Source organism: Variovorax dokdonensis, from assembly GCF_030316895.1.
GTDB classification, from domain to species: Bacteria; Pseudomonadota; Gammaproteobacteria; order Burkholderiales; family Burkholderiaceae_C; genus Variovorax; species Variovorax dokdonensis.
Genome location: NZ_JASZYV010000003.1, coordinates 414,547 through 441,051, shown reverse-complemented (window position 1 = coordinate 441,051; position 26,505 = coordinate 414,547). Strand labels below are relative to the sequence as shown.

The following is a 26,505-nucleotide window of genomic DNA, read 5'->3' as shown; positions in this document are numbered from 1 at the left end:
CGATGTCACACAACTTCTGGCAAGTTCGTCTGCCGATGCAGTTGGAGCCGCTGAGTCGGATGGCGCAGGCCTTCGACCCCGCACTGCGCGACGCGATCACGGGGGGCGTTTCGCCGCTCGCGACGATCGAGGCGATCAGCGCGCAGCCGGATCCGGGCGCGTCGCCCGAGGCCAGGCGGCGCATCGCCCTGCTGATCTCGGTGGAAGGCGTGGGCCAACACGCCGGCGCCCTGACGTGCTGGATGGCGTTTTCAAACGACGAGCCATGGTGCGACGACTTTCGCAGGCACGGAATTCCGATCGTCGAGTCGCGCATCGACCTCGAACGTGGGCCGGATGGTGCGATCCGGCTCGTCGTGCATTCGCCGGCCTATCCGTTACGTTCGATGTCGATGCCCATCACGCTGCGCGACCAGCGCATCCTCACGCTCGAGGGCGTGAGGTTCGCGCTGGATGGCGACGATCTGCACTACAGCGACGGTTGGGCACCGGGCTACCGCCAGTTCAAGTCGGCCCCGGACATCGCGCGGCAGACCACCGATCTGTCGATCAGCCGCTTCAGCTGGTCGCCTTTGCGGCGCGGCCTGCGCACGCTCGATGGGGCCGGTGTGGCCCTGCATGTCGACCAGGCCGCATGGCCGGCGCTGGCCGACGTGTTCTGCCAAGAGGCGGGCGCACCCGTCACCGAAGGCTTCGAGCAGTTGTCAGCGGGCCGCTTTCTGGACCCGACATCGGTGTTTGCGCCGTCGCCAGCTTTCTCGACCCTGCCGTTCCCCGAGCTGCCCTTCTCCTGCTGGCCCCGAGCTCCCGACAAGCCCGTGCCTCCCAAGGTGGAGCGCTTGCCCGCGGCGAGCGTGTTCGGTGCGCCGCATTTCGTGTTCGACAACGTCGAGGTGGTCGGCTTCCGCTTGAGCTTGCCGGATTCGGCCATGCCGATGTTGCAGAAACTGGCAGGGCCGCTGAACTTCCATCGCGACGCACCTGGTGCGATGGACGACTTCAGCTGGCGCGTCGCCACGCCGACGGTGGTGATCGAACTGCTTCACTACGGCCAGATGCGCACGCGCTCTCCGGCCGCGCCCCTCATGCCGCACGACTACATGTCGCAGCACGAGGTGCTGGTGCGCCTGCTGGTGGGCAAGGTCGACGACGATGGTTCGCAGGCGCGAGACGCATCGCTGTTCGTGCCGACCATCTTCGTCGACAACCCCTGGTCGAAGATGGTGGGCCGGGAGTCGCAGGGCTTTCCCAAGGAACTCGCGCAGTTCTGCATCCGCGAGGACGATCAACTCCACCCGCTGGACATGGCCGGGAGGCGGGATGACCGCGAGCATTCGGTGTCGCAGGTGGTGCTGGTGCGTTCGCAGCCTGGCTTTCGGGATGCGCAAGGCCATCGGCTGCTGGAACTGCGCTATCCGACGCACTCGGGCGACGACCAGCGATTCGAGCGCGTCGACCTCGATGCCGTGCTCGGCAACATGCCCGGCTTCTCGCGCTGGCGCCAAAGCGATTTCGGAGGCCGCGAATTCCGCAAGTCGTTCGCCCGGCAAGCCATGTCCAACGGCTTCAGCGGCTTTAGAACGGTGCAGGCGACGCCGGTAGACAAACGCGGCCTGCCGCCCACGTGGATTCACGGGCAGATGAAGATCACGAGCATGACCGCGCTGTTCCCACCGGGCATTGCCTCGCTGAGCCTGTCGGCGAAAGGCAGGCCGGAAGGCGATCCGTGGCGCGCGCTGTGCGAGGTCCTGGGCCAGGACGACATCAACCTACCGGCCGGCGACTGGTACAGGCTCAGGATGAACCTGGACCTGAGCGTCAGCGATAGCTTGAGCTGGTGAGCGCGCGCGAGACCGCGGCCAGGGCGTCCTGTGCCCAGCGCGGATCGTCGGGCGTAGGCGCCTGTCCTTCGAGAACGAGCCAGGCCCGTTCGTCGCGCTCGGCATCGTCCGAAACGAGCTTGCGCCGCCGCAGCGCAGTCAGCGACGCGCGCAGCGCGAGCGCGACGGCGCCCTGGTCGGTGGCCACCTGCCGCGCCTCTTCGAGCAGCAGCAGGGCGGCTTCGTCGGAGGCCGCGAGTTCGGCCGACAGGATGAGCAGTTCGGCGACGAGGTAGGTCTCGCCCGTCGACTTGGCCGATTCGAGCCCCTGCGCCAGCGCGGCGCGCGCACCGTCGTCGTCGCCCAGGTTCCGCAGGCCGCGCGCCAGGCCCCAGCAGAAGAAGGGAATGGCGGCTTGTGCACCGGCGCCCAGGTAAGCCGTCATGGCGCCGCGCAAGCCATCGACCGCAGCCTGCGACGGTCCGAGCGACGCGGCCGCCACCGCCTGCTGCATCAGCCCGCACACCAGCCATGTTGCGAAACCGTGCTCCTGCGACATCTCCACGCAGGCGGTGGCATGGCGCAGGGCGTCGGCGAACCGGCGTTGCACGTTCAACTGCTGGGCGATGAAGCAGTTGGCGTAGGCGGTGTCGAAGGGGCGCGCAAGCCGCTCGATGTGGCTCATCGCGCCTTCGACGCTGCGGTCCGCGCCCAGGCTGTCGCCGCGCAGCCAGCAGGCCATGCCCAGCACCGACCATGCGGCGGTGCCGGCGTCCTGCACCGAGGGGTAGTCGAATCGCGAGCCGTCGTATTCGCGGTACAGGTCGAGGCATTGCTCCAGCGCGGCGCGGGCGGCGTCGAGCTGCCCGGTGTAGAGATCGGTGTAGCCACGCACGGTCAGCGCCTCGATGACGAAGTCGATGCGTCCGGAACTGCGGGCCATGGACAGGCCCAGCGTCGACATCTCGTCGGCCATGGCCTGTTCGTTGCGCACGAAGTAGTAGGTGGCCAGCCCACGCACGCCGCCGAAGGCCTGCGCGGGGTCGGCGTCGTGAACGATCTCGCGCGCGCGGCGATAGGTGGCTTCGACTTCGGGGGCCGTGTAGCCCTGCGTCGCGCTGATGGCCACGCCGAGCTGCACCAGCAACTGCAGTTCGAGCTGGTGCTTGCGCTGCGTGTCTTCCAGCTTGTCGAGCAGCGCCAGCGCCATGCGGCTGTGGCTGGCCGATTCCTGATAGGCGGCGCGGCCCGAAGCCAGCGAGCCGGCGGCAATCAGCGAAACCACGGCTTCGTCGTAGCGCTTGGCCGCAATGAGGTGGTGCGCGACCAGGTCTGGTGCCGATTCGGGCAGACGGTCGAAGTGGCGGACCAGCAACTGCGCGACCTGGCCGTGCAGCCGCTCGCGGTCTTCGAGCAGCAAGGTCTCGTACACCGCCTCGCGGATCAAGGCGTGGCGGAAGCTCATCTGGCCCGTGCGCACGTCGATGCCGGAAGTGAGCAGCCCCGAGTCGACCAGCCAGGCGACGGCGTCGTTGAGCTGGGATCGACGCTCGGGCAGCAGTTCGGCGAGCAGGGGCAGCGAGAAGTTGCGCCCGATGACCGATGCCGCCTGAATGATGGGCTTGATGTTCTGCGCGTAGTCGAGGCGGGCCTCGATGACGCCCTGCAGGATCTGCGGCACCGCCGACGGGCGCGCGCGCGGTGCGCTGTGCTGGATCGGCTGGCTCGCCGCATCGAGCTCGCTGCGGCACAGCTCCTCGAGGAACAGCGGCACACCCTCGGCGCGTTCGATGATGCGGGCCACGGCCGCATCGCTCAGGCTCTTGGCAGGCGTCAGCAGGCGGACCAGGTCCTGCGCGCATTTCTCGTCCAGCGCGGCCAGCGATAGACGGCGTGCATCCTTCAGGTCGAAGGGCACGCTGTCGGGGCCGGGGCGCATGGTGGCGATCATCAGCGCGGGCAGCCCTGCCAGTGCCTCGCCCACGCGCTGCAGGACCAGGATGGTCGATGCGTCGGCCCAGTGCATGTCTTCGCACAGCATGAACAGCGGCGGGCCGCTGCGCATGGCGGTCTTGATCATGTCCACCAGGAGGCCGATGGTGCGTTCGCGAACCAGCTCGGCACTGTCGCCGCCTTCGGGGCGCGCGGTGTCCACGATGCCGAAGATGGGTTCGAGATAAGTCAGTGCGGCCTCGGGGTCCTGCGTCAGCGCCACGCGCTTGAGCAGTGCTTCGGCCTTGCGCAGGCGCTCGGCGTCGGAGTCTTCGGCGCGGATGCCGGCAAGCCGGCGGGCCAGCACGGAAATCGGGAACAGCGGCGTGTTGCGGGTGCTGGGCGTGCAGTCGATCTCGACCACGGTGGCGTGCGATTCGAGCGCTCGCGCCCGCAGCACGCGCGCCAGCTTGGACTTGCCGATGCCCGGATCGCCCACCAGGATGACGGCATTGCCATGGCCCGCCAGCGCATGGGTCCACGCCTCGTTCAGCGCGGCCATGATCTCGACGCAGTTGATCAGCTCGTTGGAACTGGTGTGGCCGCGAAAGGCCTCGAAGCGCGAAGCGATCTGCGTCTGGGCAATGACCTGCCAGGCACGCTCGCCGTTCTCGAAGCCCTTGAGTTCGATGCGGCCGATGTCCTTGCATTCGAAGAACTGGCCGATGGCGCGGCGGGTGTGGTCGGAGATGACCACGCCGTCGGGTGGTGCCGCGGCGGCCAGGCGCGCCGCCAGGTGGGCGACGGCACCGACGATCGATTCTTCCTTGAAGGCCGCGCCTTCGATCATGTCGCCGTAGACCACGGTGCCCGACGCGATGCCCACGCGCAAGGCGATGCGCAGGCCCGGGATGGGTTCGCTTTCCGAGACGGCCTTGACCAGCGCGAGGCCGGCCAGCACGGCTGCCTCGGTCGCGTCTTCGGTAGCCTGGGGCAGCCCGAATGAGAGGAAGGCGCCGTCGCCGACGAAGCGAATAATGTTACCGCCGTGTTGGTTTGCCACAACACCGACCTGTTCGCGGAACCAGCGGAAGACTTGGCGAAGCTCTTCGAGATCGATGCGATTGGCCAGCGCAGTGGACTGCACCATGTCGCAAAAGAGGAAGGTGCCGTAGCGAAACTCGACCGGGGCGGGCAGAGGCGGCGCGCTCACGCCTGCAGGGCTCAGGGGCTTGCCGCAGGAATCGCAGAATTTGGCGTCGTCTCGGTTGTTGCGTTGGCAACTGCGGCAAATGGCCGGCATGTCGTCGTCTCCCTCGTGAACCTGACAATTGTTCATTGATATTGAGGGGCTTGTCCAGCAAGGACGTCGTCTCGATTCATGGCTCGGCCGCGCTCGCGCGACGGCCTTCGCCGGGGTATTGCCGCGATCTATTGCGGCGTTGTGTGCCGCTACGCGGCGGCGGCCCATTCCTTGGCGTCTTCGCCCAGGAATCCGCCGCTCTGGTGCGCCCACAGGCGCGCGTAGAGTCCGCCGCGCGCGAGCAGGCTGGCGTGATCGCCTTCCTCGACGATGCGGCCTTCGTCGATCACCACCAGCCGGTCCATCGCCGCGATGGTCGACAGGCGGTGGGCGATGGCGATCACGGTCTTGCCTTCCATCAGCGCATACAGGCTTTCCTGGATGGCGTGCTCGACCTCGGAGTCGAGCGCGCTGGTGGCCTCGTCGAGCAGCAGGATGGGCGCGTCCTTGAGCATGACGCGAGCGATGGCGATGCGCTGGCGCTGGCCGCCCGAGAGCTTGACGCCGCGTTCGCCCACCTGCGCCTCGTAGCCGCGGTGGCCGGCGGGGTCGCTCAGCGTCTGGATGAACTCGTGCGCCTCTGCGCGCCGCGCGGCCGCCTCGATCTGCGCGGGCGTCGCGTCCGGGCGGCCGTAGCCGATGTTGTCGGCCACCGAGCGGTGCAGCAGCGACGTGTCCTGCGTCACCATGCCGATGTGCTGGCGCAGCGAATCCTGCGTGACCTGCGCGATGTCCTGCCCGTCGATCAGCACGCGGCCCGACTCCAGATCATGAAAGCGCAGCAGCAGGTTGATGAGCGTGGACTTGCCCGCGCCTGAGCGGCCGACCAGGCCGATCTTCTCGCCCGGACGCACGGTGAGCGTCAGGTCGTCGATCACGCGGCGCGTGTCGTCCGCGGCGCCGTAGCGAAAGCTCACGTGCTCGAAGCGCACTTCGCCGTGCGGCACGTCGAGCCGTTTGGCATCGGGCGCGTCCACCACCGTGCGCGGGCGCGACAGCGTCTTCATGCCGTCCTGCACCGTGCCGATGTTCTCGAACAGGCCCGTCATCTCCCACATGATCCAGTGCGACATGCCTTGCAGGCGCAGCGCCATCGCGGTGGAAGCGGCCACCGCGCCCACGCCCACCGTGCCTTGCGACCACAGCCAGAGCGACATGCCCGCCATGCCGGCGGTCAGGCCCATGCTGAGGGTGTGGTTGACGATCTCGAAGGCGCTCACCAGCCGCATCTGGCCGTAGCCCGTGACCATGAATTCCTGCATGGCCGAACGCGCGAAGGCCGCCTCGCGCTGGGTGTGCGAGAACAGCTTGACGGTGGCGATGTTGGTGTAGGCGTCGGTGACGCGGCCGGTCATGGTCGAGCGGGCGTCGGCCTGCATCTTTCCGATGTGGCCCAGGCGCGGCACGAAATACACCATCGCGCCGATGTAGAGCACCAGCCAGATGACGAAGGGCCACACCATCGGCCCGGCGAACACGCCGGCCAGGATGATCATGGTGGCCACGTAGACGATCATGGCCACCAGCACGTCGGCCAGCACGAAGATGGTGTCGCGCACGGCCAGCGCGGTTTGCATCACCTTGGTCGTGATGCGGCCGGCGAACTCGTCCTGATAGAAGGCCATGCTCTGGCCCAGCATCAGGCGGTGGAAGTTCCAGCGCAGGCGCATGGGCAGGTTCACCGCCAGCGTCTGGTGCTTGACGATGGTCTGCAGCGCCACCACGAAGATGCTGGCCACCAGGGCCACGCCCAGCCAGGTCAGCGCATTGCCGCGCTGCGCCCACAACTGCCCCGGTGCCACGTCCGACAGCCAGTCGACCACGCGGCCCAGGATGGCGAACAGCAGGGCCTCGAAGGCCGACATCGCGGCGGTCAGCAGCGCCATGGCCAGGACCTTGCCGCGCACCCCGGCCGTGCATTTCCAGAGGAAGGCGAAGAAGCGCCCCGGCGGCGGCAATGGCTCGGCGGCGGGGTAGGGGTGCAGCAGTTTTTCGAAGAAGTGGAACAAAGGGGTCTCCCGGGGAGGGCGAGACTTTAGCCGGGGCCAAAAAAAGGTGCTTGCGGCCGATGGTGGCGGAGCGTCAAATACTGTATAAAAATACAGTCATTGGATGCATATGGGCCACTCTTTTCTTCAAGCCGCCTACGTTCCCGCCGCCGGTCAGCCGATCTGGCGCGGTGACGAGCTGAGCGCGGCCGATTCGTCGGCGGTGCTGCCCACTGGCCATGCCGCGCTCGACGCGCAATTGCCCGGCGGCGGCTGGCCGCTGGGGGCGCTCACCGAACTGTTGCAGGCCAGCCCGGCGGCCCATGCCTGGCAACTGCTGCTGCCGGCGCTGGTGCAGGCGATCGAGCGCCGGCGCGGCCCGGTGGCTTTGCTCGGCGCGCCCTGCGAACCCTTTGCGCCTGCGCTGGCGGCCGCGGGCCTGCCGCCCGAGGCCCTGCTGTGGATCCGTGCCGAGGCGCCGGCGGCGCGCCTGTGGGCCTGCGAGCAGGCGCTGCGCTGTGCCGAGGTGGCGGCGGTGCTCGCCTGGCTGCCGGCCGCGCGCGTGGGCGAACTGCGCCGGCTGCAGCTGGCGGCGGCGCAGCACGAGGCGCTGCTCTTCGTCTGCCGTCCCGAGGCGCTGGCGGCATCCGCCTCGCCGGCGCGACTGCGGCTGCGCCTGGCCGACGCCGGGCCGCAGCACATGGACATCCACATCCTCAAGCGCCGCGGGCCGCCGCTGGCCGCGCCGGTCAGCCTGCCGGCACGCAGCCAGCGCATGACGGCTCTTCTGGCGGCCGGCCAGTTGCGGCGCAAGGTGCGCCAGCAGCAGGCAGGCGCGCCGCTGGCGGGTGCGCCGGTGGTGCGCATCCAGGCGCCAGCGCTGAACACGACCGAAAAGGAATCGCGCCATGCGGTGGATCGCCTTGCAATGGCTGCCTGAGCCGCCGTCCGCCTCGCCTGATGCCAAGGCGCCGACTGCCAGCGATGCGGCCGATCCGCCGCCGGACCGCGAGGCGCTGGGCTGGTGGGCGTTGCAGTTCACGCCGCGCGTCAGCTGGCTGGACGAGGCGCTCGTGCTCGAGGTCTCGGCCTGCGAACGCCTGTGGGGCGGGCCGCGGGGCTTGCGGCGCGAGCTGGCCGCGCGCAACCCGGTACCGCGCATGCAACTGCTGCAGGCCGGCGGCGGCACGGCCCTGGTGGCGCTGGCGTTGCTGCGGCTGCGGGCCGAGGGCGCCACCCCGCCGCGCGATCTGCCCGGCGGCCTGCCACTGGAAACCCTCGGCGCCGCCCGCCCGCATCTCGAACTGCTGGCCCGCCTGGGCTGCCGGACCTGGGGCGACCTGGACGCGCTGCCGCGCGGCGGCCGGGTGCGCCGCTTCGGCGCCGTGCTGTGCGAGGCGCTCGACGCCGCCTGGGGCCGGGCGCCCGAACGCCATGTCTGGCTGCACCTGCCCGAGGTGTTCGACCAGGCCATCGAACTGCCGGCACTGGCCGAGAGCGCGCCTGCGCTCATGGGCGCCACCCAACGCCTGCTGGGCAACCTGCAGCAGTGGCTGCGTGCGCGCCAGCTCGGGGTGCTGGCCGTTGAATTGCAATGGACGCTGGATCTGCGCCGCGTCGACGGCGTCGACCTGCCGCGCCACGAGCAGATCCAGGTGCGCACCGCCCAGCCCGTTCAGGACATGGCGCATCTGCGCCGGCTGCTCAACGAGCGCCTGGCTCGCGGCCGGCTGGCAGCGCCGGCCAATGCCCTGCGGTTGCGTGCGCTGGACACCGCGCCGTGGCGCGCCGCCAGCGCCAGCTTCCTGCCCGAGGACAACCGCAAGGGCGACCCGCTGCATGAACTGGTCGAGCGCCTGGGCGCACGCCTGGGCCCCGATCAGGTGCTGGTGCCGATGTCGCAGGCCGACCACCGACCCGAGCGCATGCAGCGCTGGCGGCCCGCTGCTGCACCTTCCAAGCCCTCCAAGCCTTCGGCCAGATCGGCTATCGATCCATCAGCTGCTGCGGCCGCCTCTTCCCAGGCGCCGGGCTCGCTCTATCCCCCCTGGCTGCTGCGCGAGCCGCTGGCGCTGGAAGTGCGCGAAGGCCATCCCCACTACCAGGGGCGCCTGACGCGCCTGAGCGGCCCGCAGCGGGTGGAAGCCGGCTGGTGGGAAGAAGGGCAACTGGCCGTGCGCGACTACTACATCGCCGAAAGCCCCGGCGCCGGACTGGTGTGGATCTATCGCGAGCGTCCCACCGCGTGGCTGGCGAGCGAGCGGCCGCCGCGCTGGTACCTGCAGGGCCTGTATGCCTGAGCTGAGCGACAAGCAACTGCGTGCGCGCCGCAGCGCCCGGGCGAAGGTGCTGCAATTGCCGCCCCGTCCGACCGCCGCGTCGCAGCGCGAGCCGGTGCGGCTGCTGCCGGACTATGCCGAGCTGCACTGCATCACCAACTTCAGCTTCCAGCGCGGCGCCTCGCATCCGGAGGAACTGGTCCAGCGCGCCTATGGGCTCGGCTACACCGCACTGGCCATCACCGACGAATGCTCCGTCGCCGGCGTCGTGCGCGCGCATGTGGGCCTGCGCGAACACCTCGAGACGCTGGACGAACATGATCTCGAACATCCCGGCCAGGCGCCGCAACCGCGCAACGATGCCTTCCGGCTGTTGCCCGGCAGCGAGTTCGACTTCGGCCATGGCCGGCTGGTGGTGCTGCCGCATGATCTCGAAGGCTGGGCCCGCCTGTGCGAATTCATCAGCGCGGCGCGCATGAATGCCGACAAGGGCCACTACCGGGTCGACTGGCTGCGCAGCGACCTGGCCTCGCTCGCGCACTGCGAAGTGCTCTATGCGCCCCGGCGCGTGCCCGGCGCGGAGCTCGACCTGCCGGCGCTTTGCGGCCATCTCGAGCGCGCTGCCGGCCTGTTCGGAGCGCACCTGTGGCTGGCGGTGGCGCTGCCCAACGAATTCGACGACGACCTGTGGCTGGCCCATCTGCAGGCGGCCGGCGCTGCCGCCGGGGTGCCGCTGGTGGCCAGCGGCGACGTGCACATGCACTTGCGGTCGCGCAAGCCGCTGCAGGACGCGATCACTGCGGTGCGCCAAGGCAAGCCTGTGCATGAATGCGGCTTTGCGCTGCAGGGCAATGCCGAGCGCCACCTGCGCCAGCGCATGCGGCTGGCCGCGCTCTATCCGCCGCAGCTGCTGGCCAACACCCTGGTGGTGGCCGGACGCTGCCGCTTCGGCCTGGAAGAGATTCGCGCCCACTACCAATATCCGCTGGAGAACGTCGGCAATGGCGAGACGCCCACGCAGACGCTGGCGCGAAAAACCTGGGCGGGCGCGCGCAAGCGCTATCCCAACGGCATTCCGCCCAAGGTCAAGGACAAGGTCGAACACGAACTGGCGCTCATCGCCGAGCTGGGCTACGAGATGTTCTTCCTGACGGTGGAAGACATCGTGCGCTTTGCGAACGAGCAGAACATCCTGTGCCAGGGACGGGGCTCGTCGGCCAACTCGGCGGTCTGCTACTGCCTGGGCATCACTGCCATCAACCCCGAGACGGGCAACCTGCTGTTCGAGCGCTTCATGAGCCGCGAGCGGCGCGAGCCGCCCGACATCGATGTCGATTTCGAGCACCAGCGGCGCGAGGAGGTGATCCAGTACATCTACGCCAAATATGGCCGCGAGCGCGCCGCCATCGCGGCGGTGGTGATCCGCTACCGTTCGCGCAGCGCGCTGCGCGACATGGGCCGGGCATTGGGCGTGGATGAGCGGCTGGTCGACGAGTTCGCCAAGGACCACTACTGGTTCAGCGACGACGTGGTCGATGAGCGGCTCGAAGAAGCCCAGGCACGCTGCGGCGTGCGCGAAGCGCCCTTCAAGCTGGCGCAGTGGATCGAGCTGACGCGCGCCATCCGCGGCTTTCCGCGCCATCTGAGCCAGCACGTCGGCGGTTTCGTGCTCACCCAAGGCCGGCTCACCCGGCTGGTGCCGGTGGAAAACGCCGCCATGCCCGATCGCTCCATCATCCAATGGGAGAAGGACGACCTCGAAGCCATGGGCATGCTCAAGGTCGACGTGCTGGCCCTGGGCATGCTGAGCGCCATCCGCCGCGCGCTCGACCTGCGCGCGCGCTGGCGTGGCGTGCCGATGGGCATGCATCAGATCGCCCAGGGCGACGCCGCTGTGTACGACATGATCTGCGAGGCCGACACCATCGGCGTGTTCCAGATCGAGAGCCGCGCGCAGATGTCGATGCTGCCGCGCCTCAAGCCCCGCTGCTACGAGGACCTGGTGATCGAGGTGGCCATCGTGCGGCCCGGGCCGATCCAGGGCGGCATGGTGCATCCGTACCTCAAGAACCGCGAGAAGCTGCGCGCTGGCGAGACGTTGCCCGAGCCCTATCCGGCGCTGCGCCCCGCGCTGGGCCGCACCCTGGGCGTGCCCATCTTCCAGGAGCAGGTGATGCAGATCGCCATGATCGCCGCCGCCTTCACCGCCGACCAGGCCGATCGGCTGCGCCGCTCGATGGCCGCCTGGAAGCGCAAGGCCGGCATCGAGAAGTTCTACGAGCCGCTGGTGCAGGGCATGATCGAGCGCGGCTATGCACCCGACTTCGCCGAGGGCATCTTCAAGCAGATTCTGGGCTTCGGCGAATACGGCTTTCCCGAAAGCCATGCCGCCAGCTTCGCGCTGCTGGTCTACGTCAGCGCCTGGATCAAGCTGCACGAGCCGGCCTGCTTTCTGGCTGCGCTGCTCGATTCGCAGCCCATGGGTTTCTATTCGCCCTCGCAACTGGTGCAGGATGCGCGCCGCCATGGCATCGAGGTGCGTGCGGTGGATGTGTGCGTGAGCGAACTCGACTGCACGCTGGAGCCGCGCGCGCCCAATGCGCCGCCGGTGCCGCAACACGAGCCCCGGCTTGCCGGACGCCAGGGCGATGCGAACCAGCCGGCCGTGCGCCTGGGCCTGCGCCGCGTGGCCAGCCTGAGCGAGGAGGGCGCCCGGCGCATCGTCCTGGCGCGTGACCAGGCGCCCTTTGCCGATGCCGAAGACCTGGCCTTGCGCGCCGGGCTGGATGCCGGCGACATGGCGGCGCTGGCCGCGGCCGATGCGCTGATGTCGCTGGCCGGCCATCGGCGCCAGCAGGTGTGGGAGGCCACGGCCCAGCGCCGCGCGCCGGCGCTGCTCAAGGGCGTGCCCATCCACGAGGCGCCGCTGGCGCTGCCGGCCGCGTCGGAGGGCGAGGAGATCGTGGGCGACTACGCGTCGCTGGGCTTCACCCTGCGCCGCCATCCGCTGGCGCTGCTGCGCCCGCGCCTGGAGCGCATGCGGCTGGCCAGCGCGGCCCAGTTGCGCGAACTGCCCAACGGGCGCACGGTGCGCGCCTGCGGCATCGTCATGGGCCGCCAGCGTCCGCAGACGGCCAACAACACCATGTTCGTCACGCTGGAAGACGAAACCGGCAACGTCAACGTCATCGTCTGGCAGGACGTGGCCGAGGCCTGGCGCGAGCCGCTGCTCAAGGCCAGGCTGCTGGCGGTACAAGGCACCTGGCAGCGCGACCACGGCACCGGCGGCGAAGTGCGGCACGTGCTGGCCACCGGGTTCAAGGACCTGACACCGCTGCTGGGCCGCCTGGCCGAGCAAAGCCGCAGCCGTGATTTCCATTGACTGCCCACCCCCTCAAGGGGGCAACACCTGCGGCCCGGCAAAGCCGGTTCCGCGGTGTTCGCGAAAGGCTTCGCTGCGTTGCCTCGGATGCACTAGTCTTTGTTGCCATGGCTGACCAATTGCCTGGAGTCGAGGGCGCCATCCCGTTCGGGCGGCTGCATGCGCGGCGCCTGCGGGAGATGTATCGCTCGGCGGGCTGGCCATGCCAGGACGGCATCGAGATCGAACTGCTGGCGGCGGGCCTGCTGGAGCGGGTGCGTTCACCCCTGGGGCACGAGACGCTGCGCGTCACGGACGCCGGCATCGCGCGCATCGCCGACTCGCTCAGCAGCAACCGGGCGGTGCTGACGGCGCACGAGGCGCTGGTGGAGCGCGTGGCGCGCGAGATGACGCGCGCCGGCCGCATCGCCTGGCGCGGCCTGGCACTTCGCGCGCGTCTTGCGGGCGCCAACGAGGGCGATCCGCCCCGCTGGTGCATCGCCAAGCCCGACGTCTTTTCCATCCGCAACACCAGCGTCGAAGCCTATGCGAGACCGGTGGTGCACGAGATCAAGGTGCGGCGTGCCGATCTGCTGTCGGACCTGCGCAAGCCCGACAAGCGGGCCGCCTACCTCGACTTGGGCGGCGAGTGCTGGTACGTGCTGGGCTGCGATGCGCGCGGCCGGCCGATCGCACGGCCGGAGGAAATCCCGGCCGAATGCGGCGTGCTGGTGGCGCAGGACGGCCAGTTGGTGGTTGCCCGGGCGGCGGTGCATCGGCCGCAGGCACGGCTGCCGTTCGGAGTCTGGATGGCGCTGGCCAAGGCTCAACCGATGGCCGGATTCGATGACGATGCGCAGGCCCTGTTGGTGGAAGACGACTGGCATTCCGCCGACAGCGAAGGCGAGCTCAAAAACAAATAGACACAGTAAGACAAAGTAAGCACAATGGCTTACACAATGTCTCAGGATCGCAACCCCTACTACGACTCCATTCGCGACAAGCCCGATCGCTCGGAATTTGCTTCGCTTCGCGCCGGTCTGGAGTCTGGCCGCCGCACCCCGCCACCTTCGAACTTCGGCTTCTTGAAGATCGCGCTGATCTTCGTGGTCGTGGTGGTCGCCGCGGTGGTGGTCAAGCGCTTCCTGCTCTGAGCTTTCCCGGCGGCCCGAAGCGGTGCGCTCAGTTGGGCGGACTGGGCGGTCGACCCGACGTCTTCGCCAAAGCCGAGCCGGTGGCATCGGCTACCTTCAGCGCCTTGCGCAGGTCCTGTTGCAAGGCCAACAAGGCATCGACCCGCCAGGCTTCGCCGCCAACGGTGCTCATCGCCGCGATGGCCGCCGTTGCTGTCTCCGCGCTTTCCATCCCATCGAAACTTCTTGCTGCCGCCCGCAGCGCATTGGCGGCGGCAGATGTTGTTTGCCTGACTTGCTCCGGCGACGACGATGCGACCTCGGCCGCCTGCCGCGCCAACCATCCGGCGTCTTGCGCCACGCGCATGGCCAAGCCGAACAGCGTTCGCTGCGAAGAGCCTGCCGGCGCCCCGTGAACCATCTCGCCCAAGCGGCGCAGCGTCGCACGCACCAGGCTGCTCTGCGCCTCACGCAAGGCGCGGTCGTCGCTCGTCGACGCTTCGACCTGGGCCGCCAGTTCGAGCATCAGGCCCGACACCACCGCAGAAGGCCGAGACACGACAGACAGGCGGTGCGCGGCCCATGCGCAGCCCATGGCCACCGACGCGCCGACGGCGATCTCCAGAGTGCGCAGGCCCGCCACGGCCAGCGGCGATCCGTCCTGCAGCGCGCCCGATCCCATCACGATCAGCGCCGTGATGCTGGCGCTGCGCAGGCCGATGCGGTCGGCCGTCGCAATGGCCAATGCGATCACCACGATCAACGTCACCAGCTCTGCAGGCCCAAAGCCGATGTGAACCAGGCCCGCCCCGCCGAGCCCGACCAGCGCGCCGCCCAGCGTTGCCGTCAGTCGCTGCAGCCCGACCGAGCGCGTCGCGCTCGCATCTGGCCGACTGACGATCAACGCGCTCATCACGGCCCAGTGCGGCTGCGGCAGGGCGAAGGCACGCGATACGCCGTAGGCCAGCGCGATCGACACCGCGAGTTGAAGGCCGTGCCACAGGTGCCCCTCGCGCACGAAGCGAAAGCGGGCAAGACCTGACGGCGTATCGCGTCGCACGTTGCCTCGCCGCGCTTCGCCCTTCATGCCGCGATTGACCGCGCAACGGCGGTGCAGCGATGGATCTCGATCATTGCGTGCCCCATTGCGTGCCCAATTGCGCGCCCAATGGCCAGCAGCCTCGGCGTGGTGACGTGTTCATGCATGGCGCTCACAGCTTGCCACATCTGTTGCATGGCTCGCTGCGTTGCCGACGGGCAACGTAGCCTTCGTAAAGTTGGGGCACCGAGTCCTACAAGCGCTTTCTCTCTGGGCAGCCTCGTGCGTGTGCGGCGAGTCCCACGCGCCGTTCGCTTCGTGCCTACGTCGAACGTAAAAGCCCGAGCGCAAAACTGCCTCACGCCGCCGCACGTTGCCCCGGCGAACCGAAGGAGACATTCATGCGCAGTTTCGAGATCAAGCATCCGGTGCCGGTCGCCTCGATCCGGTGGTTATCCGTTGCCTTTGCGGGCGCGGTCGTTGCGGCGTGCGGGGGCGGCAGCGGTGGAGGCGGTGGCCCCGGCCCCGGCACACCGCCCGCCGAAGCCAAGCTGGCGTGCGACGACACGATGAAGTCGCGCTTCACGCCCGACGACCAGACGAAGGTGCTTCTGGTGCGGGCCTTCAAGCAGGGCGACACCCTGGCGCTGCCCGGCGGCACCCAGCCCGGAACACCGGTCGTGGCCAGCGCCGACGTGTGCATGGTCAAGCTGCTGGTCGGGCCCGGCAACCCGGGGCCGGAAGACGCACCGTCGACTTCGGCGGGCATCGGCATCGAGGTCTGGCTGCCAACGCAGGATCGATGGAACAAGCGCATTCACGCCAAGGGCGGTGGCGGCTGGGCGGGCGGCGCGCACACCTCGCTGACGGTGCTGGCAGGCACGTCGGGCGGCAGCTCCGGCGCGCCCGCGACCACGGCGATGGTGGAGGGCGCCGTGTCCGCCAGCACCGACACCGGCCACGCCAACACCGCCAACGGCGGCTCGTTCGCCATGAAGCCCGACGGCACGCCCAACACCGTGCTGTGGAACGACTTCTCCCAGCGCGCGATTCACGAGATGGCGGACAAGACCAAGGCGCTGACCAGGCAGTACTACGGCGAGCCGGCCAAGTACGCGTACTTCAACGGCTTCTCGACCGGCGGGCGCCAGGGGCACAAGCTGGCGCAGGTCTACCCGAAGGACTTCGACGGCATCCTGGCCGGCGCGCCTGCGATCAACTGGACGAAGTTCATCACCGGCGAGCTGTACCCGCAGGTCGTCTATCAACGCGACCTGGCCGGCGTGCCGCTGACCAGCGCGCAACTCACGGCCATGGGCAATGCGGCGATCAACGCCTGTGACGTGGTGGGCGGCCAGCATCTTGGCTACATCACCGATCCGATGTCCTGCCGCTACGACCCGTCGCTCGACGCCACCGTGCTGTGCGTGAGCGATGGCGGCACTGGTCCGGCCGCCAGTTGCGTGACCAAGGTGCAGGCGCAGGCGATGAACAAGATCTGGTATGGCCAGACGACGGACGGCTCGGTGCCGTTCCCGGCCACCGACATCGGCATGGGGCCGATGCTGGCGTCCAACCAGCGGTGGTTCGGCCTGACGCGCGGCACCAACATGCTGGGACTGGCCGGGCCGACGCCGTTCCCGATCGCCACCGATCTGGTCGCGCTCGAACTGCAAGATGCGAGCTATGCGCAGCCCAACTTCATCAATGCGGTCTCGAACGGCATGGACAAGTGGAAGACGCTGACCTACGCCAACCTGTCGAACGCCGCCGACCAGGGCCTGGCGCTGCAATCGACCTTTGCCAACATCAACACCGACGATCCGAACCTCAACGAGTTCGCATTGCGTGGCGGCAAGATGCTGGTCTATCACGGCATGGCGGACACGCTCATTCCGATCCAAGGCACGCTCAACTACTACGAGCGGTTGAACGCCCAGATCGCCAACGACCCGGTGTCGCCGCTGATCCTGAAGAACTACTACCGGCTGTTCCTGGTGCCCGGCATGGCGCACGGCTTTTCCAACGGCACGACCAACACGGCCGCATCCTTGCCGCTGCCGACCAACGACCAGCTCTATGCGGCACTGACCGGCTGGGTGGAGCAGGGCAACTCGCCCGAGCGGCTCGAGATCCAGACGCCGGCTTCGGCGCCGACCAAGGCGTCGGGCCTGCTGTGCAGCCATCCGGCCAAGCCGGTCTACCAGGGCACCGACCCGCGCGTGGCGACGAGCTATGCGTGCCAGTGAGTGAGGCTCAGTCGTCGTCGCGCTGCTGATGCTGCGAGGTCAGCGTCTGCTGCACCGACGGCGGCACCGCCGCATAGTGCGACAGCAGCATCGTGTAGCGGCCCTGGCCGCTGGTCAGGGCATTCAGGCGCGACTGGTAGCCCGACAGCTCCGACAGCGGCACCTGGCCGCGGATCTGCACGACACCGGCGGCGTCGCTGTCGGTGCCGTTGACCAGGCCGCGACGGCCTGAGAGGTCGCCGGTAATGTCGCCCATCGACTGCTCGGGCGCCGCGATGTCGATGTTGACCACCGGCTCCAGCACGATCGGGCGCGCCGCGCGGATCGCTTCGATGAAAGCCTTGCGTCCGGCCGTGGCAAAGGCGATGTCCTTGCTGTCCACGCTGTGGTGCTTGCCGTCGTACACGACCACGCGCACGTCCACCACCGGGTAGCCCGCGATGGCGCCGTGCTCCAGCACCTCGCGCACGCCTTTTTCCACCGCAGGGATGAACTGGCCCGGGATGGTGCCGCCGCGCACCTCGTCGACGAACTGGAAGCCACCGCCGCGCTCCAGAGGCTCAATGCGCAGGAACACCTCGCCGAACTGGCCGGCACCGCCGCTTTGCTTCTTGTGTCGGTGGTGCCCTTCGGCCGGGGCGGTGATGGTCTCGCGATAGGCGATGCGGGGCGGGCGCGTGTTGACCTCGAACTTGTAGACCTCCTGCAGCCGTTCGAGCAGCACGCGCAGGTGCAACTCGCCCAGGCCGTAGATCACCGTCTCGTTGGTGGCGGCCACATGTTCCAGGCGCAGGCAGGGGTCTTCGTCCACCAGCTTGCCCAGGATCTCCCACATGCGCTGCTCATCGCCATGGCGCTTGGGCTCGACCGCCAGGCCGTGGACCGGCACCGGAAAGTCCAGCGGGGCCAGGTGGACGTGGTCGTCTTCTGCCGCGTCGTGCAGCACGGCATCGAAGTGCAGGTCGTCCACTTTGGCGACGGCGGCGATGTCGCCGGGCAGCAGCCGTCCGGCGGGCACATGGTCCTTGCCCTGCAGCATGAACAGGTTGCTCACCTTGAAAGGCTTGCGGCTCGAGCCGACATAGAGCTGGCCGTCGCGCGCCAGCGTTCCCTGATGCACACGGAAGATGCCCATCTTGCCGACGAAGGGGTCGACCGACACCTTGAACACATGGGCCAGCACATGCCGCGACGGGTCGGGCTCGACTTTCATGGGGCGTGCCTCTTCACCTTCGCCGACGAGGAACGCCGGCGGATTCGCCTCGGTCGGGTTGGGCAGCAGCCTGACGATGACGTCGAGCAGCTCCGGCAGGCCCGCGCCGGTGCGCGCCGAGACGAAGCACACGGGGATAAGGTGCCCCTCGCGCAGCGCCTGCTCCAGCGGCGCGTGAAGCTCGGTGGCATCGACGTCGCCGTCGTTCAGGTAGCGGTCGACGAATTCGGAATCGACCTCCACCACCTGCTCGACCAGCGCGCGATGCGCGGCTTCGACCGGTCCCAGGTCGGTCTCGCCTTCGCGGTTGAAGAAGCAGTCGACCACGCGCGCGCCGCCGTCGGCCGGCAGGTTGAGCGGCAGGCATTCGCGGCCGAAGGTGGCCTGGATGCGCGCGAGCAAGTCGCCCAGTTGCACGCCCTGGCTGTCGATCTTGTTGATGATGATGAGCCGGTCGAGGTTGCGCTGGGCCGCGTACTGCATCATGCGCACCGCCATCGGCTCGATGCCCGTGGCTGCGTTGATGACGATGGCGGCGGTCTCTACCGCTTCCAGCGCCGGCAGGCTCTGCCCGAGGAAGTCGGGGCTGCCGGGCGTGTCGATGAAATGGACGCGGGTGTCGGCATGCGTGAGGTGCATCACCGAGGAGACGAGCGAGTGCTGCATGCGCCGCTCGATCGAATCATGGTCGCTGACCGTGCTGCCGCGCTCCACGCTGCCGGCCGCGCCGATCATCCCTGCGGCCTGCAACAGGGCTTCTGCCAGGGTGGTCTTGCCGCTGGCCGACGGGCCGGTGAGCGCCAAGGTGCGTACTTGTTCCAATTCGGCCGCGAGGCCGCTCGATCGGCTTGGCATGGGCGTCTCCTTCGGCCCATGTGGCCAGGGCCTGGCCGAACCATTGTCCGGCCCGAATCCGCCTCACGCAACCGGGGTTGTCCGCCGCCAGACGCTGGCCAGCCAAGGCTGCTCCTCGCGCGGCAGGCCCTCGGGGCGGTAGTAGTGCTCCAGTTCGGTGAAGCCGGCGGCCTGCATGTGCGCGCGCCATGCGGGCAGGTCGTGCCAGCTGCCGTAGCGCTCGCCGCGCCAGCCTTCCTGGCCTTCGCCGCGCGGGTTGGACGAGAAAAGCACGCCGCCGGGCTTGAGGCTGGCCCAAAGCTGCCGCAGCACGCGCGGCAGTTCCTGGGCCGGCACATGGAACAGCGAGGCATTGGCAAAGATGCCGTCGAAGCTTTCGGGCGGAAGATCGAGCGCCAGAAAGTCCTGATGCAGCACCGGGCAGCCGCTTGCCTCGCGCGCCATCTGCGCCAGCGCGGGCGAGCCTTCGACCCCGGTGGGGCGGTGCCCCAGGCGCGAGAAGGCGATCAGGTCCCGGCCCGGTCCGCAGCCGAAGTCGAGGATCGAAAAGGGAGGCGCGACCACGATGTGGCGCAGCAGCGCGTCGATGTTCTGCTGAACGTCATGGTCCCAAGTGCGTTCGCGGAACTCCTGCGCGTTGCGGTCGTAGTGCGCGAGCGTGGTGGCGGTGATTCGTGCCAGGTCGTCGGGTTGCAGCGGCATCCGGCCATGGTACGCGGGCCGTACGCGGGCCGTACGCGGCGCCGCGCCTGGCGTGGCGCAAACAGTGGCTAGCGCTGGGTATGCCGGCGCATGCGCTGGGCCACGCAGGCCGGATCGCGCCGCATCGTCCGGGTGGCGCAGGGGCCGATGGGCCGGCCGTCGAGCTGGAGTTCGACGTTGGCGAAGTACTGGTCCAGCGAAGCGGCGGCGTCGAACAGGCACAGCTCCAGCGATTCGAAGGTGACCCCGTCGCCCGCCGTCAGATTGCCGAACGCGCTCACGTCGTAGGTGTAGGCATTCTTCTCGAGGCGTTGGACGTGAACCAAAGGCTTCATTTCGCGGCGTTTGCTGTTCTGCGGGAGTGCTGCCGATCGTCGTCGCTCCCGCTTGCGCGGTAAATAGTCCATTTGGACCGGTCGGCCTATCCGTGGCTTGGGCAAAATCCGGTGGCCCATGCTGTTGCCGCCCCAAATCCTGCTGATCGACGACCATTCGCTGTTCCGCTGCGGGCTGCGCATGGTGCTGAGCGCGGCCATTCCCGATCTGCAAGCGAGCGAGGCCGCTTCGCTCGAAGAGGCCATGGCCTTGCCGATCGGCGATCCGGCGCTGGTGCTGCTCGACATCCAGTTGCAGGGGCTGAGCGGCCTGGAGGGCATTGCCCTGGTCAAGCGCCGCTGGCCTCAGGCGGCGGTCATCATGCTTTCGTCCGAGGTCGCGCCGCAGAAGGTGTCGGCGGCCATCGAGCGCGGCGCCGCCGCCTTCGTCTCCAAGGCCGAACCCGCCGACACCATCCTTTCGGTCATCGCGCAGGTGCGGCGCGGCCTGCCGGTGAGTGCGCAGGCACCGGCCGCACCGCAGCCGGCGCTGCTCACGCCGCGCCAGAGCGAGGTGCTTGCGCTGATGTGCCAGGGGCTGTCCAACAAGCTCATCGGGCGGCGGCTCGATCTGTCCGAGAACACCGTGCGCGGCCATGTGCAGGCGGTGCTCGCGGCCCTGCAGGTTTCGAGCCGGTCCGAAGCCAGCTTTGCGGCGCGCCAGCGCGGCATCGTCACCTGATGGCTGGCATCGACCCTCCGCTGCCCGAAGATCGGATGCTGGTCGAGCAGCTGCGGCTGCAGTTGGGCAACGTCGGCAGTTCGGTGATTCCGACGCTTCTGGTGGCGCCGACGCTCGTCTTCGTGCTGGCCAACCCGAGCAACGGCTTCGCGCTTGGCGCCTGGTGCGCGGCCATCATCATCTTCAAGCTCTTCCTGGCATGGGATGCACGCCGCCTGCTGGAAACGACCATCACGCCGGTGGCCGCGCGCAGCGTGCTCGGGCGCAAGATGGTGCTCAACCTCATCGACGGGGCGCTCTGGGGCGCATTGGCGTGGGCCGCACTGGGCTCGACCACCGTGGCCGGCAGCGTGCTGGTGGTGGCGACGCTTGCGGGCGTGGCCGGCAGCTCGATGTCCTCGCTCGCACCCATCTTCCCGTTGTTCGTGGTGTTCGGCCTGTCCGAGGCGGCGATGCTGTCGAGCAAGCTGTGGACGATGGACGACCCTGCCTACCGGACGCTGGCGGTGGCCGTGCTGCTCTATATCGCTGCATTGATCGGGCAGGCGCGCAATGGCGCGCGTGCGGCGCGGCGCGCCATTGCGCTGGGCCTGGAGAACGTGGGCCTGGTCGAGCGCTTGCGCGTGGAGAGCGAACACGCGCAGCAGGCGCACCGCACTGCCGAAGAGGCCAACCTGGCCAAGTCCCGCTTTCTGGCTGCGGCGAGCCACGACCTGCGCCAGCCCATCCATGCGCAGGGCCTCTTCCTCGAGGTGCTGGCGCGCACGCCGTTGACCATCGAGCAGAAGGCCGCGCTGGCCAATGCACGCGCCACCTGGCAAGCCTCGGCCGAAATGCTCGACACGCTGCTGGACTTCTCGCGGCTGGAAGCCGGCGTGGTCAAGCCGGTGTTCCAGGCTTTCGCATTGCAGCCGCTGCTCAACCGCATCGAGAACGAGCTCGCGCCGCTGGCCGATGCCAAGGGCATCGTGTACCGATCGCGAGAGACGCGGGCGGTGGTCAAGGGCGATCCGGCGCTGGTCGCACTCATCTTGCGCAACCTGGTGTCGAACGCCATCCGCTACACCGACGACGGTGGCGTGCTGGTGGCCTGCCGCACGCGGGGCGGATCGGTTTCGCTGGAGGTGTGGGACACCGGCGTCGGCATCGAGGCGGCCCACCACCAGACCATTTTTCGCGAGTTCCATCAACTGGGCAACGTCGAGCGCGACCGGCGCAAGGGTCTCGGCCTGGGCCTGGCCATCGCGCAAGGGCTCGCGCGTGCCTTGGGGCAGGAGCTTCGCCTGTCGTCGGTTGCCGGGCGCGGCAGCGTGTTCCGCTTCCGGCTGCCGCTGGCGCGCGCCGGCATGCCGATGGCCCCTGCTGTGCCAGACAAGCCAGCCGCGCAGCGCAGTTTCGACGGCATGCGCGTGCTGGTGATCGACGACGACGAAACGGTGCGCACGGCCATGCAGCAATTGCTGCGGGCCTGGGGGTGCCGATGCGACGTGGCCGACTCGATCGAGGAAGTGTTGATCTTCGGCACCGGGCACCGGCCCGACCTGGCCATCGTGGACTATCGCCTGCGCGGCCACAGCACCGGCGCCGATGCCGTGGCCACGCTGCGGCGCGAGTTCGGCGGCGACATGCCGGCGCTGCTCGTCACCGGCGACACGGCACCGGAGCGCCTGCGCGAGGCGATGGCCACCGGCGTGCCGTTGCTGCACAAGCCGGTGCTGCCGGGGGAGCTGCACCGTGCGATGAGCGATCTTCTGGCAGGGCGCATGCCAGACGCCTCGGCCTCTACGCTGGACGTACGCGCGCCAGCGGTCTGAGCTAACGCGCCAGGACGGGAGAAGTCGCCGCGGATGCGCCGCTCGTGCCGGCGATGCGCGCGAGTGCTTCGGTCTTGAACAGCACCTCTTCGACCTGCGAGACAATGCGCGCCCAGCCGGCTTCCTGCGCTCGCAAGCGTGCCTGCTCGCCCATGCGGCGCGCATGCAGCGGTTCATCCACCAGGTGACGGGCCAGGCCGACGAAGGCTTCTTCGTTGCCCAACGGGGCCAGCAGGCCGTTGTGGCCCGTGGTGATCATCTGGCCGGCGCTGGCGTGGTCGTATGCCAGCACTGCGAGGCCGCTGGCCATGGCTTCGAGCGTCACGTTGCCGAAGGTCTCGGTCATGCTCGGGAACACGAAGCAGTCGGCCGAAGCGTAGTGCGCCGCCAGATCCTCGCCGCGCCGTGTTCCGCAGAACGTGGCGTCGGGCAGGGCGCTGGCGAGCGCTACGGTGGCCGGGCCGTCGCCGACGATCACGAACCGGGTGTCGGAGCGGCGCTCGCGCATCGCGACGAAGGCCCGCACCAGGGCGGTCAGGTTCTTCTCGGGAGCCAGGCGGCCGACGAAGAGCGCCACCGGCGTCTGCGGTCCGGCACCCCATGACTGGCGCAGGGCCTCGCTGCGGCGCGCGGGATCGAACTGCCGGGTGTCCACGCCCCGGGCCACGGTCACCAGCCGTTCGAAGCCGAACTCGCGCAGCTCTTCATGCAGGGCTTCGCTGGGCACCATGGTGAAGGCGGTGCGGTTGTGGAACTTGCGCAGGTAACCCATGATCGGCCGGGCGAGCCAGCCGATGCCGTAGTGGCGGCTGTACGCATGGAAGTTGGTGCGAAAGTCCGAGCACACCGGCAGCTTGAGCCGCTGCGCCACCTTCAGCGCGGACCAGCCCAGCGGGCCTTCGGTGGCGATGTGGACCACGTCGGGGCGCTGGCGCGACCACAGCGCAAGCAGGGCGCGGTGGGCCGGCATCCCCATCTTCATCTCCGGATAGCGCGGAATGGGCACACCGCGCATCAGCACCTCTTGCAGGCCGTCGACGCGGCGGGCGGCGTCCTGCTCGGCCTGGCGCGGCCGGACCAGCTGGATCTCGTGCTGCCGCGCATGCAGGCCATGCACCAGTTGCTGGAGCGTCATGGCAACGCCGTTGACCTCAGGCGGATAGGTCTCGGTGACCAGCGCGATGCGCAGCGTGCGGTGCGCCTGCGGGATGTGGTCCACGACGATCGGGTCTGCGTTGGCGATGTCGGTCATGCGCGCATGTTGGCGGGCGATTGCAACAGGCGCATGACGGAGCGTGCTTCGTCACCAATGCTTCACGTTGGCGCGTCACGATGCCGTCACGCACGGCGGGCGACCGGCTCGCGGTGCGCGCACGGACATCCACCACCGAAGCACGAGGAGCGCCGCTTGAACGACTTCTTCAACAGCCTGCAGACCCAGCGCTGGGACGACCATCGCTACTACCATCACAGCCGCATCAACCAGTCGCTGCACCTCGTGAGCGCGATCAGCTTCGTGGTCGCCTATGCGCTGCTCTTCGTGGAGCCGGCCTGGGCGGCGCTGCTGGGCTGGTGCGTGTCGATGACGACGCGCCAGGCCGGCCACTTCTTCTTCGAGCCCAAGGGCTACGACCATGTCAACCAGGCCACGCACGAACACAAGGAAGACATCAAGGTCGGCTACAACCTGCGGCGCAAGGTGGTGCTGATGGCCCTGTGGGCCGCGGTGCCGGTGCTGCTGTGGTGGGACCGTAGCTTCCTGGGCCTGATGGCTCCAACGCAGGGCATGTCCGGCTACCTGCATCAGCTGGGACTGGTCTGGCTGGTGCTGGGTGCGGGCGGACTGGTGTTCCGCACCGTGCACCTGTTTCTGCTCCAGGACATCCGGACGGGCCTGGTGTGGGCCACCAAGATCCTGACCGACCCGTTCCACGACATCTGGCTCTATCACCGCGCGCCTCTGGCATTGCTGCGCGGCGAGCTGATCGATCCGCACCTGGGCATGCCCGGCGCGGCGGCGCGCAGCCGCACCTGAACCCGGCGCGGGCGCGGCTTGGTCTCAGCGCCCGAGCGCCGCGGCCCAGCGCTGCGCGAGCATCTCGCGCAGCAGCCCGCGCCGGATCGACTTGTTGCTCACGGATTCGTCGTGCCACCACCAGCCATCGGCCTGCATCGCCTGCGCCGCAGCCACGAAGCGGCGGGCCACTTCCTCGAAATCGGCATCGCCGTAGGCCAGGCTGAAGACGATGCGGCCGGTGCCCACCCAGCTCAGCGCCAGCCCTTCTGCGCGCAGGTAGTACTGCAGCATCCAGTTGTAGCGAGAGGGCTGGGTGTAGAACACCGTCCAGATCGACGACAGGTTCGCCACCTGCACCGGCACGCCGGCTTCGCGCAGGCGGGTGTTGAGCAGCTCGGCGCGGTTGTTCCAGCGCTCGTCGAGGCCGTCGTAGTGCGCGCGGATGTCGGGCTCTTGCAGACGCTCGAGGAACACGTTCATCGTTGCCATGACATAGGGATGCGCATTGAAGGTGCCGCGCGCGAAGCAGATGTCGGCCGGCCGGTCTTCGCGAAAGCGCTTCATGAGTGCGGCCCGGCCGCAAAGCACGCCGATGGGCAGGCCGCCCCCCAGCGTCTTGCCATAGGTGACCATGTCGGCCTGCACGCCGAAATACGCTTGCGCGCCGCCCGGCGCGAGGCGAAAGCCGACGAAGATCTCGTCGAGGATGAGCACGATGCCCCGCTCGCTGCACACCTTGCGCAACTGCTGCAGCCATTGCGCGTAGGCGTTGCGGTCGACACCGGCGCCGCGGCTGCTGTCGACCAGCGACGAATCGCCCGGTGCGCCGGCGTTCGGATGCAGGGCCTGCAGCGGGTTGACCAGCACGCAGGCGATGTCGCTGCGCTTGCGCAGCACCTGCAGGCTTCGTTCGTCCATCTCGCGCAGCGTGTAGGTGGCGCGCACGTCGACCGGATTGCCGGGGCCCGGTTGAACGTCTTCCCACCAGCCGTGATAGGCGCCGCAGAAGCGCACCAGGTGGCTGCGCCGCGTGTGATAGCGCGCGAGGCGCACGGCCTGCATCACGGCCTCGGTGCCGGACATGTGGAACGACACCTCGTCCAGGCCCGAGATGGCTTTCAGGCGCTGGACATTGCTGGCCACGCAGGGGTGGAAGGTGCCGAGCACCGGGCCCAGCGCTTCGGCCCGCCGGCTGCCTTCGGCAATGCAGGCCTTGTAGAAGTCGGTGCCGAAGAGGTTGACGCCATACGAGCCGGTCAGGTCGTAGAACAGGTTGCCGTCCAGGTCCGTCATCGTCACGCCGTGGGTCGATGCGGCAAAGCTGCCGGTGGGAAGGTGTTCGCGCACCAGCGGGCTGAAAGGGTAGGGCACGCGGTAGTTGCTGGTGAACTGCAGGTCCGACAGGCCGGACCGCAATTCGGACGTTGCCGCGATGCTGCGCGCGAAGCGGCTCTTGAAGGTGCGCGAGAGCGCCTCGAAACCCGCGCGCCTGCGGGCCGCCACCTCGGGCGGCGCGCCATCGACCGCGAAGAAAAGGTCGTCGTCGTAGGCATAGCCCGGCACCTGGGCCGCAACGCGGCGCGCGATGCGCGAATGCCCGCGCAGCGACGGGTGCTTGGCGCGCGAGAGCTCCAGGCGGCGCCACGCCAGCGGCGCAGTGGCCAGAGCCGCGGCAATCGCCACGGAAGAAAGAACGAGGGTCTGAGTCATGTTCGGATAGCACTCCTGATGGCTGGTGCACTGT

The 26,505-nt window shown here is 68.8% G+C and carries 18 protein-coding genes; 10 read left to right on the top strand and 8 right to left on the bottom strand.

The features are described from left to right. The first annotated feature begins 2 nt into the window (after positions 1–2). Positions 3–1,841: an acetoacetate decarboxylase family protein gene (locus QTH91_RS15785; RefSeq protein ID WP_286661052.1), complete on the top strand. Its 1,839-nt coding sequence runs from the start codon at positions 3–5 to the stop codon at positions 1,839–1,841. On the opposite strand, the gene QTH91_RS15780 is transcribed toward QTH91_RS15785, so the two are convergent. Together QTH91_RS15780 and QTH91_RS15775 are read right to left on the bottom strand one after the other, a co-directional pair. Further along, positions 1,819–4,965, bottom strand: coding sequence for an ATP-binding protein (locus QTH91_RS15780; protein ID WP_286661051.1), 3,147 nt, complete (start codon positions 4,963–4,965; stop codon positions 1,819–1,821). The genes QTH91_RS15785 and QTH91_RS15780 overlap by 23 nt on opposite strands. Positions 4,966–5,204: 239 nt before the next feature. Next, the gene (locus QTH91_RS15775) at positions 5,205–7,064 is read right to left on the bottom strand and encodes an ABC transporter ATP-binding protein (protein WP_286661050.1); all 1,860 of its coding nucleotides are present in this window, start codon (positions 7,062–7,064) and stop codon (positions 5,205–5,207) included. A 109-nt stretch (positions 7,065–7,173) separates the two neighbouring features. On the opposite strand from QTH91_RS15775, the gene imuA reads away from it, so the two are divergent. The 5 genes from imuA (at position 7,174) to QTH91_RS15750 (ending at position 13,837) form a co-directional block, all read left to right on the top strand. Further along, complete coding sequence (gene imuA / locus QTH91_RS15770; protein WP_286661049.1) at positions 7,174–7,983, top strand: translesion DNA synthesis-associated protein ImuA; 810 nt, start codon at positions 7,174–7,176, stop codon at positions 7,981–7,983. Beyond that, the gene (locus QTH91_RS15765) at positions 7,952–9,343 is read left to right on the top strand and encodes a Y-family DNA polymerase (protein WP_286661048.1); all 1,392 of its coding nucleotides are present in this window, start codon (positions 7,952–7,954) and stop codon (positions 9,341–9,343) included. The genes imuA and QTH91_RS15765 overlap by 32 nt, the downstream gene beginning before the upstream one ends. Beyond that, a complete protein-coding gene (locus QTH91_RS15760; protein WP_286661047.1) occupies positions 9,336–12,704 on the top strand; it encodes an error-prone DNA polymerase in 3,369 nt (1,122 codons plus the stop codon). Before QTH91_RS15765 ends, QTH91_RS15760 begins: the two co-directional genes overlap by 8 nt. A 107-nt stretch (positions 12,705–12,811) precedes the next feature. Next, positions 12,812–13,606: a hypothetical protein gene (locus tag QTH91_RS15755; protein ID WP_286661046.1), complete on the top strand. Its 795-nt coding sequence runs from the start codon at positions 12,812–12,814 to the stop codon at positions 13,604–13,606. Between the two features lie 36 nt (positions 13,607–13,642). Next, positions 13,643–13,837 carry a hypothetical protein gene (locus tag QTH91_RS15750; protein WP_286661045.1) on the top strand — a complete coding sequence of 65 codons (195 nt, stop codon included), beginning with the start codon at positions 13,643–13,645 and terminating at the stop codon, positions 13,835–13,837. A 28-nt stretch (positions 13,838–13,865) separates the two neighbouring features. On the opposite strand, the gene QTH91_RS15745 is transcribed toward QTH91_RS15750, so the two are convergent. Continuing rightward, positions 13,866–14,903, bottom strand: coding sequence for an FUSC family protein (locus tag QTH91_RS15745; protein ID WP_286661044.1), 1,038 nt, complete (start codon positions 14,901–14,903; stop codon positions 13,866–13,868). Between the two features lie 353 nt (positions 14,904–15,256). On the opposite strand from QTH91_RS15745, the gene QTH91_RS15740 reads away from it, so the two are divergent. After that, positions 15,257–17,104 (top strand): tannase/feruloyl esterase family alpha/beta hydrolase, encoded by a 1,848-nt coding sequence (locus QTH91_RS15740; RefSeq protein ID WP_286661043.1) that lies wholly within the window; start codon positions 15,257–15,259, stop codon positions 17,102–17,104. A 7-nt stretch (positions 17,105–17,111) separates the two neighbouring features. Here the strand turns inward: QTH91_RS15740 and fusA are convergent, their stop codons facing one another. The 3 genes from fusA to QTH91_RS15725 all read right to left on the bottom strand — a co-directional run bounded on the left by fusA (position 17,112) and on the right by QTH91_RS15725 (position 20,209). Continuing rightward, the gene (fusA, locus tag QTH91_RS15735; RefSeq protein WP_286661042.1) at positions 17,112–19,172 is read right to left on the bottom strand and encodes an elongation factor G; all 2,061 of its coding nucleotides are present in this window, start codon (positions 19,170–19,172) and stop codon (positions 17,112–17,114) included. 63 nt (positions 19,173–19,235) lie between these two features. Continuing rightward, entirely contained in the window at positions 19,236–19,874 is a 639-nt protein-coding gene (locus tag QTH91_RS15730) for a class I SAM-dependent methyltransferase (protein WP_286661041.1), read from the bottom strand. 68 nt (positions 19,875–19,942) lie between these two features. Beyond that, complete coding sequence (locus tag QTH91_RS15725) at positions 19,943–20,209, bottom strand: hypothetical protein (protein WP_286661040.1); 267 nt, start codon at positions 20,207–20,209, stop codon at positions 19,943–19,945. A gap of 118 nt (positions 20,210–20,327) precedes the next feature. Here QTH91_RS15725 and QTH91_RS15720 point away from each other — a divergent pair, with 118 nt between their 5' ends. Both QTH91_RS15720 and QTH91_RS15715 read left to right on the top strand, forming a co-directional pair. Continuing rightward, positions 20,328–20,930, top strand: coding sequence for a response regulator (locus QTH91_RS15720; protein WP_286661039.1), 603 nt, complete (start codon positions 20,328–20,330; stop codon positions 20,928–20,930). Beyond that, positions 20,930–22,744 (top strand): ATP-binding response regulator, encoded by a 1,815-nt coding sequence (locus QTH91_RS15715; protein WP_286661038.1) that lies wholly within the window; start codon positions 20,930–20,932, stop codon positions 22,742–22,744. Before QTH91_RS15720 ends, QTH91_RS15715 begins: the two co-directional genes overlap by 1 nt. Position 22,745: 1 nt before the next feature. On the opposite strand, the gene QTH91_RS15710 is transcribed toward QTH91_RS15715, so the two are convergent. Beyond that, positions 22,746–23,996, bottom strand: a complete 1,251-nt coding sequence (locus tag QTH91_RS15710) for a glycosyltransferase family 4 protein (protein ID WP_286661037.1) — start codon at positions 23,994–23,996, stop codon at positions 22,746–22,748. A 156-nt stretch (positions 23,997–24,152) separates the two neighbouring features. On the opposite strand from QTH91_RS15710, the gene QTH91_RS15705 reads away from it, so the two are divergent. Then, positions 24,153–24,779, top strand: coding sequence for a hypothetical protein (locus QTH91_RS15705; RefSeq protein WP_286661036.1), 627 nt, complete (start codon positions 24,153–24,155; stop codon positions 24,777–24,779). A 24-nt stretch (positions 24,780–24,803) separates the two neighbouring features. Here QTH91_RS15705 and QTH91_RS15700 read toward each other — a convergent pair whose 3' ends face one another. After that, complete coding sequence (locus QTH91_RS15700) at positions 24,804–26,471, bottom strand: aminotransferase class III-fold pyridoxal phosphate-dependent enzyme (RefSeq protein ID WP_286661035.1); 1,668 nt, start codon at positions 26,469–26,471, stop codon at positions 24,804–24,806. Positions 26,472–26,505: the final 34 nt, after the last annotated feature.